Origin of the sequence: Nesterenkonia sp. HG001, assembly GCF_034438835.1 — a bacterium.
Taxonomy (GTDB): domain Bacteria; phylum Actinomycetota; class Actinomycetes; order Actinomycetales; family Micrococcaceae; genus Nesterenkonia; species Nesterenkonia xinjiangensis.
In genome coordinates this window covers 1-14,495 of record NZ_JAOSZD010000007.1, presented here as the reverse complement: position 1 = coordinate 14,495, position 14,495 = coordinate 1, and the positions used below count along the sequence as shown (strand labels likewise).

The 14,495-nt window shown below is 69.3% G+C and carries 15 protein-coding genes and 1 tRNA gene; 7 read left to right on the top strand and 9 right to left on the bottom strand.

Translation table 11 applies throughout. From position 1 onward, the window contains the following. Positions 1-16 precede the first annotated feature (16 nt). From ODE13_RS12265 to ODE13_RS12245, 5 genes are all read left to right on the top strand, one after another. The gene (locus ODE13_RS12265) at positions 17-1,246 is read left to right on the top strand and encodes an MFS transporter (protein WP_322479546.1); all 1,230 of its coding nucleotides are present in this window, start codon (positions 17-19) and stop codon (positions 1,244-1,246) included. Positions 1,247-1,298: 52 nt separating this feature from the next. Beyond that, positions 1,299-2,195, top strand: coding sequence for a type I methionyl aminopeptidase (gene map, locus ODE13_RS12260; RefSeq protein WP_322479545.1), 897 nt, complete (start codon positions 1,299-1,301; stop codon positions 2,193-2,195). A gap of 195 nt (positions 2,196-2,390) precedes the next feature. After that, entirely contained in the window at positions 2,391-3,299 is a 909-nt protein-coding gene (gene ppgK / locus ODE13_RS12255; protein ID WP_322479544.1) for a polyphosphate--glucose phosphotransferase, read from the top strand. A 96-nt stretch (positions 3,300-3,395) separates the two neighbouring features. Beyond that, positions 3,396-3,468 (top strand) — tRNA-Val (locus tag ODE13_RS12250). 106 nt (positions 3,469-3,574) lie between these two features. Next, complete coding sequence (locus tag ODE13_RS12245) at positions 3,575-4,195, top strand: M23 family metallopeptidase (RefSeq protein WP_322479543.1); 621 nt, start codon at positions 3,575-3,577, stop codon at positions 4,193-4,195. 99 nt (positions 4,196-4,294) lie between these two features. Here the strand turns inward: ODE13_RS12245 and ODE13_RS12240 are convergent, their stop codons facing one another. Together ODE13_RS12240 and ODE13_RS12235 are read right to left on the bottom strand one after the other, a co-directional pair. Next, complete coding sequence (locus tag ODE13_RS12240; RefSeq protein WP_322479542.1) at positions 4,295-4,447, bottom strand: zinc transporter permease; 153 nt, start codon at positions 4,445-4,447, stop codon at positions 4,295-4,297. Further along, positions 4,444-4,776, bottom strand: coding sequence for a metalloregulator ArsR/SmtB family transcription factor (locus tag ODE13_RS12235; RefSeq protein ID WP_322479541.1), 333 nt, complete (start codon positions 4,774-4,776; stop codon positions 4,444-4,446). Before ODE13_RS12235 ends, ODE13_RS12240 begins: the two co-directional genes overlap by 4 nt. A 298-nt stretch (positions 4,777-5,074) precedes the next feature. On the opposite strand from ODE13_RS12235, the gene ODE13_RS12230 reads away from it, so the two are divergent. Continuing rightward, complete coding sequence (locus ODE13_RS12230) at positions 5,075-5,614, top strand: DUF3995 domain-containing protein (RefSeq protein ID WP_322479540.1); 540 nt, start codon at positions 5,075-5,077, stop codon at positions 5,612-5,614. Positions 5,615-5,637: 23 nt separating this feature from the next. Here ODE13_RS12230 and ODE13_RS12225 read toward each other — a convergent pair whose 3' ends face one another. The 3 genes from ODE13_RS12225 to ODE13_RS12215 form a co-directional block, all read right to left on the bottom strand. Next, a complete protein-coding gene (locus ODE13_RS12225) occupies positions 5,638-6,846 on the bottom strand; it encodes an ABC transporter ATP-binding protein (protein WP_322479539.1) in 1,209 nt (402 codons plus the stop codon). Continuing rightward, positions 6,843-8,372 carry an iron ABC transporter permease gene (locus tag ODE13_RS12220; protein WP_322479538.1) on the bottom strand — a complete coding sequence of 510 codons (1,530 nt, stop codon included), beginning with the start codon at positions 8,370-8,372 and terminating at the stop codon, positions 6,843-6,845. Before ODE13_RS12220 ends, ODE13_RS12225 begins: the two co-directional genes overlap by 4 nt. Positions 8,373-8,447: 75 nt before the next feature. Continuing rightward, positions 8,448-9,497, bottom strand: a complete 1,050-nt coding sequence (locus ODE13_RS12215) for an iron ABC transporter substrate-binding protein (RefSeq protein WP_322479537.1) — start codon at positions 9,495-9,497, stop codon at positions 8,448-8,450. Between the two features lie 367 nt (positions 9,498-9,864). Here ODE13_RS12215 and ODE13_RS12210 point away from each other — a divergent pair, with 367 nt between their 5' ends. Beyond that, positions 9,865-10,347, top strand: coding sequence for a RidA family protein (locus ODE13_RS12210; RefSeq protein WP_322479536.1), 483 nt, complete (start codon positions 9,865-9,867; stop codon positions 10,345-10,347). Here the strand turns inward: ODE13_RS12210 and ODE13_RS12205 are convergent. The 4 genes from ODE13_RS12205 to ODE13_RS12190 are packed head-to-tail and all read right to left on the bottom strand — an operon-like array spanning position 10,302 to position 14,158. Further along, on the bottom strand, positions 10,302-11,777 hold the full coding sequence (locus tag ODE13_RS12205) for an NCS2 family permease (RefSeq protein ID WP_322479535.1): 1,476 nt from the start codon (positions 11,775-11,777) through the stop codon (positions 10,302-10,304). The genes ODE13_RS12210 and ODE13_RS12205 overlap by 46 nt on opposite strands. A 55-nt stretch (positions 11,778-11,832) precedes the next feature. Further along, entirely contained in the window at positions 11,833-13,170 is a 1,338-nt protein-coding gene (locus tag ODE13_RS12200) for an MFS transporter (protein ID WP_322479534.1), read from the bottom strand. Beyond that, complete coding sequence (locus ODE13_RS12195; RefSeq protein ID WP_322479533.1) at positions 13,167-13,646, bottom strand: redoxin domain-containing protein; 480 nt, start codon at positions 13,644-13,646, stop codon at positions 13,167-13,169. Before ODE13_RS12195 ends, ODE13_RS12200 begins: the two co-directional genes overlap by 4 nt. A 41-nt stretch (positions 13,647-13,687) precedes the next feature. Then, the gene (locus tag ODE13_RS12190; RefSeq protein ID WP_179542870.1) at positions 13,688-14,158 is read right to left on the bottom strand and encodes a DUF3052 family protein; all 471 of its coding nucleotides are present in this window, start codon (positions 14,156-14,158) and stop codon (positions 13,688-13,690) included. Positions 14,159-14,495 lie beyond the last annotated feature (337 nt).

The window sequence follows — 14,495 nt, the reverse complement described above, 5'->3', positions numbered from 1 at the left end:
CGGAAGACTGCTCGCCATGCAAACGCCCACCTCACCGCGCGGAGACCGACACGGACCGGTCTCCGTCCCGCTGCGCCGCAGCCGTCTGGCCACCATGACGGCTTTCGCCACCAACGGCGCGCTGCCGGCCTCGCTGCTGGCTCGCTACGCGGAGGTTAAGGAGACTCTGGGGCTGAGCCCGGCGCTCTTCGGCCTGCTGGTGGTCGGCTTCGGCCTGGGGGGCACACTCGCAGTACACCTTCCAGGAGTGGTCTCCCGCACCGTCGGCGTGGCGCGCGCCGCAGGATTCGGCACCCTGTGGGTCGGCGCCTCGCTGGTGCTGGCCACCGTCGGCGTCGCCCTCGGCGATCCCTGGCTGGTGGTGGCGGGCCTTCTCCTGGCCGGCTTCGGTGACGCCACGGTGGACGTCGCGCAGAACTCCCAGGGGCTTCGGGTCCAGGAGGCCTACGGCCGCTCTCTGCTGAACTCCATGCACGCGGGCTGGAGCATCGGTGCCGCACTCGGTGGCGGCATCGGCACGCTGGCGGCCCTGGCCGGGATTCCGCTGCTCGGGCACATGGCGGTCTGGGCGATGATCTGCGTGCTGGCCATGAGCCTCTCCGCGCGTGCGTTCCTGCCTGAGCCGCGGCGCGTCCTGGGCACCGCCCAGAGCACCACACGACCCACCGGCTGGGCGACGGCGAAGATCCTCGTCCCCCTGGCGCTGGTCGCCCTGGCCGGCATCTCGGTGGAGGACGTCGGCAACAACTGGTCGGCGGTGCTGCTCTCCAGCGAACGGGACATGGCAGCCGCTTCCGCCGGCGTGGGTCTGACCGTGCTGCTGACCGCCCAGTTCATCGGCAGGATGCTCGGCGATCGCGTGATCGACCGTCTCGGCGATCGCCGGTCGCTGCTGCTGAGCCTCGCAGCCGTCATCCTCGGACTCCTCGCCGCGGCCTGGGCTCCGACCATCGTGCTGACGCTGGCCGGCCTGGCGCTGGCCGGGCTGGGCTGCGCCGTCACCGTACCCATCGCCTTCGCCCGGGCCGACGCGGTTCCCGGCCTGCCTCCGCACAGCGGCGTCACCTGGATCAGCTGGACGATGCGGACGGTCACTCTGAGCCTCTCTCCGACGATCGGTGCCCTGAGCCAGGGAACCTCCCTGCCGATCGCCCTCACCGTGGTGACGCTGATCGCGGTGCTGGCGCTGGCGCTGCAGCTGCGGACCCGGGGCGCTGAACCCCGCGGCGGCCCGACGGGACCCTGATGTCCACCCTCGTCTCGACGGTCGGACCGATGCCGACGATAGGATGGATCCCATGGCTTCCGTCTCTCCCACGACTGCCCCCGTCGGCACGCTGACCAAGGGCACCGTGAGCCCGCCGCGCCCGGTCCCGGACCACATCGAGAAGCCGAACTATGTCGGCCTGGACGCCCCGCCCGACTACACGGGCGAGAACGTCTACGACGCCGAGACCGTGGCTCGGATCCGCCGGGCGGGACGGCTCGCCGCCGACGCGATGGTCGCCACCGGGGAACAGATCAGGCCCGGGGTGACCACCGACGAGCTGGACGCCTTCGCCCACGACTACCTCATCTCAAGGGGGGCCTACCCATCCTGCCTCTCCTACCGAGGCTTCCCCAAGGCGATCTGCACCTCCATCAACGAGGTCATCTGCCATGGGATCCCGGACTCCACCCCGCTGCAGGACGGCGACATCGTCAATCTCGACATCACCGCCTACCTCGACGGAGTCCATGGCGACCACAACCACACCTTCCTGGTGGGCGACGTCGACGAGGAGTCGCGCCTTCTCGTCGAACGCACCCATGAGGCGATGATGCGTGGCATCCGTGCGGTGAAACCAGGGCGCCCCATCAACGTGATCGGCCGCTCCATCGAGTCCTACGCCAAACGGTTCGGATACGGGGTGGTGCGTGAGTTCATCGGCCACGGCGTGGGCAAGGCCTTCCACACCGGCCTGGTGATCCCCCACTACGACACCGCCCCGGACCACTCCCAGCTGATGGAGCCGGGCATGGTGTTCACCATCGAGCCGATGCTGACTCTCGGCACCCGTCACTGGGACATGTGGGCCGATGACTGGACCGCAGTGACCCGGGACAGAAGGCGCACCGCCCAGTTCGAACACACGCTGGTCGTCACCGACGGCGGCTCCGAGATCCTCACACTGCCCTCGGGGGACGACGGCTGACCACGGCTCGCGGGTGACAGAGGTGACCTAGATCGCGTACACCGGCTATCCTGGTCCGTGGCCGGCTCGCAGGAGCGTCCGGTCGATCACATCCGGTGCGACGACGCACGTCCAGTCCCTGTGGCCCGCGAGCGGAGCCGAAGGCGCGTCGCCGACCGTCGGCCGTGCTCTTCTCGCCTCACCCCTTGGAGAGCAATGACCCAGTCTGACCAGTCCCAGCCCTTGGCCGCCCAGGCGGTGGCCCCGGCCAGCGTCGCCCTCGACCACCTGCCGAAGCGCGCCATCGGCATCGATGTGGGCGGCACCGGCATCAAGGGCGGGATCGTCAATCTCCACAAGGGCAAGCTGGTCGGGGAACGATTCCGCATCCCGACGCCGAGGCCTGCCACGCCGGAGGCCGTGGCCGAGGTCATCAGCACCATCCTGGAGGAGCTGCTGGGGCGCGAGAGGGCTCCCGACCGCGACGAACTGGCGGTGGGCGTGCTGGTGCCCGGCATCGTGATCGACAACGTCGTGCTCTCCGCGGCGAACATCGACGACTCCTGGATCGAATGCGACGCCGGCGAGTTGCTGCGCGAGCTCCCCGGGGACATCTTCACGTTCAACGACGCCGACGGTGCCGGCCTGGCCGAGGCGCGCTATGGCGCCGGCGCCGGGCGGTCGGGCTCCGTCCTGACCATCACCCTGGGGACGGGCATCGGCTCGGCCCTGGTGCACGACGGGGTGCTCGTGCCCAACAGCGAGCTGGGCCATCTGGAGTTCGAGGGCGAGGTCGCCGAGGTGGTGGCCTCCGCCGCTGCCCGGGAGCGGATGGACATGCCCTGGGATGAGTACGGGAGGCTCCTAGACCGCTATCTCACCCATGTGGAGCGGCTGTTCTCCCCCTCGCAGTTCATCATCGGAGGAGGCATCTCCAAACGCAGCGACGACTTCCTGCCTCAGGTCAGCAGCCCTCGCGCCCCCGTGGTCCCGGCACAGCTGAAGAACAACGCCGGCATCGTGGGCGCGGCCCTCTATGGAGCGGAACAGCGCGCCCTGGCCCAGCGATCCGACGCCGCGGATCTCGATCGCGTGGCCGCGGAGAAAGTTGCCGCTGAAGCCTGAGCTCCGGCCTCGTCCGCAGGGAGTCTTGGTATAGTTCAGACGCCGGCGCGCCCGTCCCCTGTCACCGCGCGACCACGGGACGAGGCCGCCGGTCCAGGGCCTTTAGCTCAGCTGGTAGAGCATCGCGTTTACACCGCGAGTGTCGTCGGTTCGATCCCGGCAGGGCCCACACAATCGGCGTCGTCCTCAGCCCATCGGACGCCCGTCGCACCAGCGCATCTCCAGTCTCCTGACGCGGACTCGGTGAGGAGGCGCCACTCGGAACGAGGCACCCGATGTCCGCAGCTGTGGACCTGCACTACCCCTTCGACGGCCAGTGGCTGACGCAGAACAGCCCTGCCGATCGAGTGCCCAGCCATGGCACTGCCCTGTTCGCCGCCTCGTACGCCATCGACTTCGTGCCCGTGGACGACACCGGGCGCACCGCTCCGATCTCCCTGCGCTCACTGGTGCGCCCGGAGTCGCCGGACCGGTTCCCGGGCTTCGGCCGCCCGGTGCTGGCGCCCGTCGATGGGGTCATCGTGGCGGCGCATGACGCCGAAGGCGATCACGCCGCCCATCGCGGGCTGCCCTCAGTCGGTTATGCCCTCACCCAGCGCTCCCGCGCGGCCCAAGGCTGGATCGCGCTCGCCGGCAATCATGTGTTCATCGACGCCGACCGCGCCGTCATCGCCCTCTGCCACCTCCAGCAGGGCAGTGTCTGCGTGGAGGTCGGGCAGAGGGTGCGTCCCGGCGACATGCTGGGACGCTGCGGGAACTCAGGCAACAGCACCGAACCGCACCTCCACCTTCAGGCGATGGACCGGTTCGACGTCGAGCGCGCCCGGGCCATGCCCTTCACCTTGCGCGGCTCGCTGCCGGCCAGTGGTGCGATCGTCGACAGCGGGAAGATCTGACTCCACCCGAGCATCCGATGACGGGAGCCCGGGTCCACGCTGATGCGTAGGCCCGGGCTCCGGTCAGGTCCTGAGAGGCCCGGCTGACCGCGCGTGCGCTCAGTGCTCGTCGTAGTGGTCGCCGTGGGCGGCGTGGCGGTGGCCGTCGTGGACGTAGTCCACGTGGTCCTCGTGCGGCACAGCTTCGTGGCCGCAGTTCTCGCCGTGCTGGTGCTCCTCGACGGTGTGCTCGGCAGTCTTGTGGTCAGTCATGGTGAGATCCTTCCGGGCCGTCGGTCGGCCGCCTTCGTGGTGTGAGACTCTTCGACGTGCGCGATGGCGTCATCGACGATGTGTGCGACATGATCGTCCGCCAGGTGATAGTTCATGGCTTTGCCATGCCGGTCCGCCGCCACCAGTCCCGCCTGCTTCAGGGACCGCAGGTGCTGGGAGACCAACGGCTGCGACATTCCTGTCACCTCCACCAGTGTCCCCACCGTTCGGGGCGACTCGCCGAGCAGCTGCAGCAGCTGGAGCCTCGACTCATTGCCGAGGACTTTGAACAGCTGAGCAGCCGCCACCACACCGTGTTCGTCGTGCACAATCCCACCTCACCACATACATAAACAGATTGCAATCTATTTATCAGGAATCATTCTCAGGACCTTCAGGATAAGCGAGCCTCTGTCCGACCCGTCATCCGGCACCCCACCCGGAGGTCCCGCCCCACGCGGGGCCGCAGCCGGTGAGCTCGTGCCATCGACCGCTGGGTTCAGTAGACTGCCGAGCGTCCGTGTCGAGGACGACGAGGCACTGCCTACGCCAGGGGCGAGGGAGCGGGACCCGGCGAGACGGTGGAGCTGCGCTCCATCGTGTGACTCGGCGGGAAGAGGAGGAACCGTGCCTGACCCCCACACTGACGGCGACTCTGCCGCCACCTCGCCTCGGCGGCACGCGCCGACGTCCCGCCGGACGATTCGTCTCGCCTTCCTGGTCGCGGCAGTCCTGGGCACGCTGCATGCGATCCCTAGCTTCTACTGGGCCCTGGGCGGCGAACAGCTGCTGCCACTGGTCGGACAGTGGGCCGTCGACGCCGTCAGACAAGGCGACACCTCGTGGACGCTCCTCCTCCTGGCGACCGGCGTGCTGAAGCTCGCCGCCGCGTGGGTGCCGATGCTCGCCGAGGAGGGCAGACTCCCCTGGCCCACGCTGTGGCGGGCGACCTCCTGGGTGGGAGCCGTGGGCCTGATCCTCTATGGAGGCGCCGATATCGTCGCCGGCGGGCTCGTCCTGATGGGCGTCCTGGACGTCGAGGTCACCGACCGAACCGGTCTCCTCGGGCACACCCTCCTCTGGGGTCCCCATTTCATGCTGTGGGGCCTGGCACTACTCGGGGCCCTGGTGCTGAGCCGGCGTCGTCCCGTTGCCTCGTCGCGATGATTCCGCCAGACTCCGGCGAGGTGTCAGCGAGGAGAGAGCAGCTCGATGCCAGGAGCATCCGCAGCCCCTGATCCCCCGGGTGCGGCCGGATACAGGACCCCGACCCCGGTGACCGTCAGCCCGACCGCAGCACCGGCTCGCAGGGAGTCGGCGTTGAGCCGACGCACCCGTACGGGCTCCTTGAGCCCCTCCACCGTCACCACAGCCGTGGTGTCGTGGCCGAAGTACTGCGAGGACACCACGATCCCCGGCGTGCCCTGTTCGGTGAGCTCGATCTGCTCCGGACGCAGCATCACGGTGCCGTGCCCGGGCTGGCCGTCGGGGACCTTGGGCGAATTCTGAAGGGCCGTGGGCTCGGCTGCGTCCGGGGAGATCACTCGGATCTCACCCAGGGCCGTGGTGGCTCGGCCGGTGCCCGTGGTCCGCGCCGGGAGCAGCACCGACTCCCCGAGGAACTGTGCGGTGCGGGTGTCCCGCGGACGCCGGTAGACGGACTCTGGACTGCCGATCTGAGAGAGGCGTCCCTCCTGGAGCACGGCCACCTGATCTGCGAAGGACAGCGCCTCGTCCTGATCATGGGTGACCAGCACCGTGGTGGTGCCGGTGGTGGCGAGGATCTCACGCACTGCCTGACGAGTGGTCTCGCGGAGCCCTGCGTCCAGCGCGGAGAAGGGTTCGTCGAGCAGGATGACGTCAGGCCGGCGTGCCAGCGCCCGAGCAAGTGCGACGCGCTGCCGCTGGCCGCCGGAGAGCTGGTCGGGCCTCCGGCGAGCGTGCTCACGGTCCAGGCTGACCAAATCAAGGAGCTCCTCGACCCGGCGCCGGGTCTCCCTGCGTCGAGTCCCGCGCGGCAGGCCGAAGGCGATGTTGCCGGCGACGTCAAGGTGCGGGAAGAGCGCTCCGTCCTGCGCCACCAGGCCGATGCTGCGCCGATGTGGCGCCACGGCTGTGACATCAGCGCCGCGGAGCCGCACGGCCCCGGATCCAGGGTCGAGGAATCCGGCGATGACCCGCAGCAGCGAGGTCTTTCCAGAGCCCGATGGCCCCACGATCGCGGTGGTGGTGCCGGCCGACACCTGCAGAGCGATGTCGCGGAGAACCCCCTCCCCGCCGAAGCTGACCGCCACGCCTGTGACCTCCAGTCCCGCGGGGGTGGCGACATCGAGCGGACTCGACGCGGCCGCGGCAGGGTGGGGCTCGGACGTCGAGGTGTTCAGGGTCAGGGCGCTCATCGGACCTCCTTGAGCAGTCGAGAGATCATCATCCAGGCCGGGACCGCGGCGACGAGCACCAGCAGCGCCGCGAACGGTGCGGCGGCCGCATAGGACTCGTTGCCGGTGTAGGTCCACAGCCGCGTGGCCAGGGTGTCAAATCCGGTGGGTCGCAGCATGAGGGTCGCGGGAAGCTCCTTGATCACGGTCAGCAGCACCAGCAGCGCCCCGGAGATGATCCCCGGGAACATCAGCGGCAAGGTGACCCGGGCGTAGGCCAGCAGGGGGCTCTTGCCGAGTGCGCGGGCGGCATCCTCCAGCTCGGGAGGGGCGGTCAGCGCGGAGGCGAGCACCGGACCCAGGGCCAGCGGCAGCATGAGGGTGCAGTAGGCCAGGGTGAGCAGCCACATCGTCTGATAGAGCCCCGGGAGCACGGTGATGCCCAGCATGACCACAGAGAGCCCGATCACCACGCCGGGCAGCGAGTGCGCCAGATAGGCGGTGCGCTCGAGGAGTCGAGCGAGCACGGTGGGGCGCCGGGCGAGCCACAGGCCCAGCGGCACCGCGACCACGGTGGTCGCGGCCGCTGCGGCGCCGGCGGCCCACAGAGAGCTTCCCAGTGCGGCGAGGATCTCCCCGATCGATCCGGGCCGCGAGACCCCCTGGGCACTCCAGACACCGAGGGCGCACAGCGGCACGCCGAGCCCGACGACGACCGGCGCCCATCCCAGCAGCGCGGCCGGGGCCGCCCAGCGCCCCACATCGAGAAGCTCCGGGCGCGTGCGGCTCGCACCGGAGAGGCTCGCGTAGCGGGTTCCGGTGCGTCGGATGCGTCCCTCGGCAGTGAGCACGCAGAGGGTGAAGACCAGCAGCACCGAGGAGAGCGCAATGCCTCCCAGCCGGTCGAAGCCCATGGAGAAGCTGGTGAACACGGCACGGGTGAAGGTGTCAACGCGCAGGATCGACACGGCACCAAAGTCGGCGATGACGTAGACAGCACACAGCAGCCCTCCGGCCGTAATCGCCGGAGCGGCCTGCCGTGCGGTGACGGTGAAGAACGTGATGACCGGTCCCCGACCCAGTGACCGGGCCGCCTCCTCCTGACCGGGGTCGACGGCGACCAGCGCAGCGACTGCGGGAAGGTACACATAGGGGTAGGTCACCGACGTGATGACCAGCACAGCGGCGGCGAAGCCCTCGAAGGTGGTTCCTGGACTGATCAGGGCGTTCATCGACTGCCAGCCGAAGGCCGCCACATAGGAGGGGATGGCCAGCGGCAGCGCAGCGGCTACGCCCAAGGCGAGGCGGCCGCGCACCCGGATCCGGGTCACCAGTACGGCGAGACCGACACCGACGGCCACGCACAGCGCCGTGACCGCACCAGTCAGGGCCAGTGAGGTGACGGCGAGCCGCCCGCTGCGCGCGCTGAACACCACGTCGATGAAGTCCCCCGGCGGGTACTGGGCGGCTCGGACCACCAGGTAGGCCAGCGGCAGCAGTGCCACACCTGTGCCAACCAGGGCGGCCGCCCGCAGCCACCAGGGCACACCGACGGCTCCGCCCCTGCCGGGGGCGGAGCCGCGAGTGCGCCGGAGGCGTCCGGCGGTGGCCAGGGTGATGGGTCAGCCCACCAGCCCGGACTCGGTGATCATCTGCACGGTGGTCTCCAGGTCTTCCAAGGAGTTCAGGTCGATCTCAGGGACATCTAGGTCCTCCAGAGCGGGCATCCCTTCGGGTCCCTCCACACCCTCGATCAGCGGGTACTCCGCGGTCTCCTCCGCGAAGTAGCGCTGTCCGTCCTCACTGAGCAGGTGCTCCACCAGCCTCTGGGAGGCCTCGTGTTCCGCGTCGAACAGCCCGACGCCGGCCACGTTCACCAGGGCCCCGATGTCGCCGCCGCCGAAGAGGTGGTTCGCGATGTTCAGGTCGGCGGGATCCTGTCCGAGCTCTGCCGCACGACCGTAGAGGTAGTAGTGGTTGACCAGACCCATCTCGATGGCGCCGTCGGCGACATCGGACACGATCTCGCCGTTCTTCTCACGGATCTGTGGATCGTTCTCGGCCAGGCCGGTGAGGAAGTCCTCTGCGGCCTGCTCGCCCTCGACCTCGCGGTACGCGGTCACGAAGGACTGGAAGGACGCGTTGGTCGGGGCGACGCCGACGCGTCCTTCGTACTCGGGCTCGGTGAGCTCGGCCACCGAGTCGGGCAGGTCCTCCTCGTCGAGGAGGTCCGTGTTGTAGACCAGAGTGCGAGCCCGGCCAGAGACGCCGATCCAGTGGTCCTCCGCGTCGCGGAAGGCCTCCGGAACCTGGCCGAGGGTCTCAGCGTCGAGCTCGTCGAAGAGCCCTTCCTGAGCCACCGCGCCGAGAGCACCGGCATCCTGGGCGAGGAAGACGTCCGCCGGTGTGTCCTCTCCCTCTTCGAGGATCTGGGCCGCGAGCTCGGCGGTGTCGCCGTAGCGGACCTCCACCTCGATCCCCGAGTCCTCGCTGAACTGATCGATCAGCGGCTGGATGAGCTCCTCGTTGCGTCCGGAGTACAGCACGAGGCTGTCCTGACCGGCTTCGGCCTGCTCGCCGGCGCCGTCCTCCTGGTCATCGGCGGCATTGCCGCAGGAGGTCAGCGTCAGGGCCAGCAGCGCAAGGGCCGCCGGCATCAGAGTGCGAGTCATCGGATGAGTGTCCTTTCCAAGGGGCGTCGCAGGCGCCCGGGCCGATGGACGTCCCGGGGTGCCCGGACGCCCGGGGCCGTGGCCCGGTCTGCGTGACTGTCGGTGTGGTGCGTGGCGACCGCAGGTGCGGTCCTTGGTGTGCGACAGCGCGTGCCCGACGTCCCCGACGGGCACAATGCCACAGTATACGCAAGGCGGGTGTTCACTAATTGAGCTCCGGTGCCCTCCAATGGAGTGAGGCACCCCTTGCCTGTCACATGACGCGCGTCAGTTCCTGGATGTCGCGCGTCAGCACCACGGAATATGACACGTCGAGGCCATCGCACCCGAGCCCCTGGTGGCGGCCGCGGGCTGAGATGATGAACCCATGGACGCCTCCCCCGCTGACCGACCCTCGCCCGTCACCCTGCACCGCTCCGCCACGCTGAGCGATGTCGCCGAGTATGCCTATGCCTCCACCGTCCCCGCCGGAGCCCGACTGGCCTTCCTGGCCGGCTCCTGCCCGCTCGACGCCGACGGGCGGACCGTCGCCGTCGGCGACGTCGCGGGCCAGGCCCACCGGTGCGTGGAGAATCTGCGCACGGTGCTCAGCGAGCTCGGTGCCGACCTGAGCCATGTGGCCACCACCCGCGTGCTGGTCGCCTCGTCCCGGCAGCAGGACCTCGTCGCGGCCTGGGAGGTCGTCCGCGACAGCTTCGGCGCCCACGACGTGCCCAGCACCCTCGTCGGTGTGGCCGCCCTCGGCTACGACGACCAGCTCGTGGAGATCGAGTCCACGGCCGTCGTCGACGCGGAGCCGACCGCTCAGCTGACGCCGAGCGCCTCCTGGATGGGCCCGGAGACGAAGTAGAGCACGAACAGCACGGCGGTGACGTACATCAGCGGATGCACCGCACGAGCCTTGCCGCGAAGCACCTTGATGACCACGAAGGTGATGAAACCGGCACCGATGCCGTTGGTGATCGAGTAGGAGAACGGCATCATCACCACGGTCATGAACGCCGGGATGGCGATCTCCACGTCCGTCCAGTCGATCCGGGTGATCTGCTGCATCATCAGGAACCCGACGAGCACCAGCGTCGCCGAGGCCGCCTCGGTCGGGATCACGGCTGCCAGCGGAGCGAGGACGATGGTGGCCAGGAACAGCAGGCCGGTGACGACGTTGGCCAGGCCGGTGCGGGCGCCGTCGCCGACTCCGACGGTGGACTCGATGAACCCGGAGTTCACCGACGTCGAGCCGAGGCCGCCGCCCATGGTGCCGATCGCATCGGAGACCATGATCCGGCGTGAATAGGGGATGTCGCCCTTCTCGTCCTTGATCCCTCCGGCGTTGGAGACGCCCACCATGGTGCCCAGCAGATCGAAGAAGTTGGCCAGCAGCAGCGTGAAGATCGCCAGCGACGCGGCGATGATCCCGATGTTCTGCCAGGATCCCAGCAGGCTGAACTCGCCCAGGAGCGAGAGGTCCGGAAGGGTGAACCAGTCCTGGTCCAGCGTCGGCACGGAGAGCCCCCAGCCGAAGGGGTTCTCCTCGCCGTCGGGACCGGTCTGCGGGCCCACCCGGAAGATCGATTCCACCGTGATCGCCAGGACTGAGGCGCCGATGATGGAGTAGAGGATGGCCCCGCGCACCTTCGCCGCCCACATGGCGAACAGCGCGAACAGGGCCACCAGGAAGATCAGCAGCGGCCACCCGAAGAGGAAGCCGCCCACCCCGAGCTCAAGCCCGACGCCGCCGGAGTTCTGGATGAACCCGGCATTCATCATGCCGATCAGGGCGATGAACAGACCGATGCCGACGCTGATCGCCGTCTTCAGCGGCGACGGCACGGCGTTGAAGATCGCCGAGCGGAAGCCGGTGAGCACGAGGATCAGCAGGATGAAGCCCTCGATGACCACCAGACCCATCGCGTCTGCCCAGGTCATGCCGGGCAGCACCACAATGCCGTAGGTGATGAACGCAGACAGACCCAGCGACGAGGACACCGCCATGGGGAACTTGCCGATGACGCCCATCAGGATGGTCAGCACTCCGGAGATCAGCGAGGTCGCCGCGGCCACCGCGGGCAGGTTGGGCTCGGTCCCTCCGCCCAGGTAGTGCCCCGTGGAATCCGCCGCGGCGCCGATGATCAGGGGATTGAGCACGATGATGTAGCTCATGGCCAAGAACGTGGCCAGTCCTCCACGGACCTCGCGCCCGATGGTGGACCCACGCTCGGAGATGTGGAAATAGCGGTCGAGGACGCCCAGCTGCGTCCTTGGGGAACTCTGAACACTCACGGGGACCCACTCTAAGCGATCAGCACCCGGGCGTCCGCCGGTCCGCCCCCACGCGTCACCGAGGAGGACCTCCTGCCGGCCCCTCCTCGGGCGCTCCGTCCACGAAGACCCTTCGCCCGGCGAACCACCCGGCCATGCCCTGCACACCCACCACCACCAGGAGCACCTGCAGCACCGGCAGCCAGGAGCCCGCGACGTCGACCAGCACGCCTGCCGCCAGCGGCCCGAGGCCGGCCACCAGATACCCGATGCCCTGTGCCATCCCGGCGAGCCGGGCCGCCTGCTGCGGTGTGCGCGCCCGCAGCGAGACCATGGTCAGGCTCACCAGCAGCGTCGCCCCGGAGGCGAATCCCGAGATCAGACACCAGATCGGGAGCAGCTCCGGAGCGAAGGCCATGCCCGCCACTCCGAGGCCCATCATCGCCGAGAGTCCGACGGCGATGACCCGCTGATCGCTGGTGCGCTGCATGAGCGGCCCCACCACCAGGCTCGCGACGATCCCCATCGCCTGATAGCCGGACAGCCACCAGCCCGCCACCACCGGTGTGACGCCCTGATAAGTCTGGATCGAGGGCAGCCACGTGAGCATCACATAGAAGACCGCAGACTGGAGCCCGAAGTAGGCGGTCACCTGCCAGGCGACGGGCGAGCGGAGCAGCGCACGGCCGGGACGCCCTGCCGGGCCTGCGCCGCTCCTTCCCGTCACGCCCTCGGCCCCCCGCCCCTCGACGGGGACGAGGCCCTGCCGGCCGAGCCGCACAGGGCCCTCACGCACAGGGCCCTCACGCAGAGCGCCCCGAGGCGGAGGTGGACCGCGCCGCACCCAGATGCCGGCCGTCGCGAGAGCGAGCAGCGCCGCAGCACCGAGGGTCAGCTCCCAGCCCACCAGCTCGGCCAGGGGCACCGCCACTCCGGAGGCGACCGCCGCCGCGCCCACCAGCGTCGCGGTGTAGAGACCGGTCATGAGCGGGACCTGGTGGGGGAAATCACGCTTGACCACTGCCGGGACCAGCACATTGCCCACGGCAATGGCCGCCCCGATGATCGCAGTGCCCAGATACAGGGTCCACGCCCCGCTGGGCATCTGGCCACCGGGCAGCGAACGCAGCACCGTGCCGCCTGCCAGCACGACGAGGCCCAGCAGGATGCTGCGCTCCATGCCGATCCGAGCCGAGAGACGATGCACCAGCGGCGAGAACACGCCCAGACTCAGCACGGGCAGGGCCCCGAGCAGACCGAGGGCGCTCGGGCTGATCCCGTTCTCCACACCGATCTGCTCGATCAGCGGGCCGACGACGGTGATCGCCGGGCGCAGATTGGCGGCCACCAGAAGCACGGTGGCCAGGAGCAGCAGGCGCGAAGGCCCCGCGGAGGGGGCATCGGCCGCGGTCATGCGGCGCGGCCGAGCTCGACCAGAGCCTCCTGCAGGTCACGCGACTGGTGGGCAGGGACGTGCTGGACGTGGCGGACCCGCAGAGCCGGGTCAAGGATGTAGCTGGTCCGCGTGGGGGCCCCGCGGGCCTCGTCGAAGGCGCCGCAGCCCCGGGCGACGGCGCCGTGAGGCCAGAAGTCGCTCAGCAGGTCGAAGCCGAGCTCAGCCTCCGTAGGAGCCAGGTGCTCGGCGTAGGCGCGCAGAGCATGGACGGCGTCACAGCTGATGGCGACCGCCCGGGCGCCCAGCTCCGCCAGGTCGCCGCGCGCCGCGTGCAGAGCCGCGAGCTCGGAGCCGCAGACGCGGCTGAAGGCAAAGGGATAGAACATCACCAGGGCCGGCGCCCCGGCGAGCTGCTCCAGGGAGAGGTCCTCCCCGTGGTGGGTGCGGCCCCGCAGGGACGGGATCCGGTCCCCCACGCTCAGCTGTCCGGTCACCCCTGGGCCTGCACCGTCGCGGCGGGTCCGTGCCGCACCGGTCACTTGCGCGGCATGAGGCGCGCCGCGGCCCAGTGAGCACACACTCCAGCCGAGGAGGTCACGTGCAGCCCGGCGTTCGGGGCGGCGTCCTGGATCTCCACCGGAGCGACATAACCGTCACGACCGGAGCGCGGGGTGAGCAGCCAGACGACCCCTCCCTCATCGAGGGTGGTCAGCGAGTCCACCAGCGCATCGGTGAGGTCTCCGTCGCCTTCGCGGAACCACAGGAGCACGGCGTCGACGACCTCATCGTCGTCCTCGTCGACCAGCGGCTCGTCGAGCAGATCCTCCAGGGCATCTCGGAAGGCGTCGTCGACGTCGTCGTCCACGCCGATCTCCTGGACGAGGGAATCGGACGAGAAACCCAGCTCCCCCAGCAGTCCGGATGTCTCGACCACATTGGTCGCGGCGTCGTAGAGCTGCCCGGTCTCAGCACTCAACGGGTCCTCGGCAGCGGCTGCCTGACTCACCTCGGGCGTCACTTCCTCTCATGTCATGGGACAGAGGACGACGGCGTGTGCCGCGCCTCTCACAGGCAACGTTACGTCCCCAGGGCGCTCGGTGGGAAGTGCGACACCTGGTGTTCCGGGTAGAGTTGCCGTGACGACGCGCGCCCGCACCCTGACGAGCGTGCCTGACCTCCACGGCGTCGCCGAGGACCATCCCTGTCCTCGGGCCACCGGCGTTGTCCTTCGATTTTTGAGAGAGGTGCTTGTGAGCGCTGGTGAAGAGATCTCGCATATTCGCAGTGGTCTGACCAATCAGCTTCCGGATCGTGATCCTGAAGAGACTCAGGAATGGTTGGAG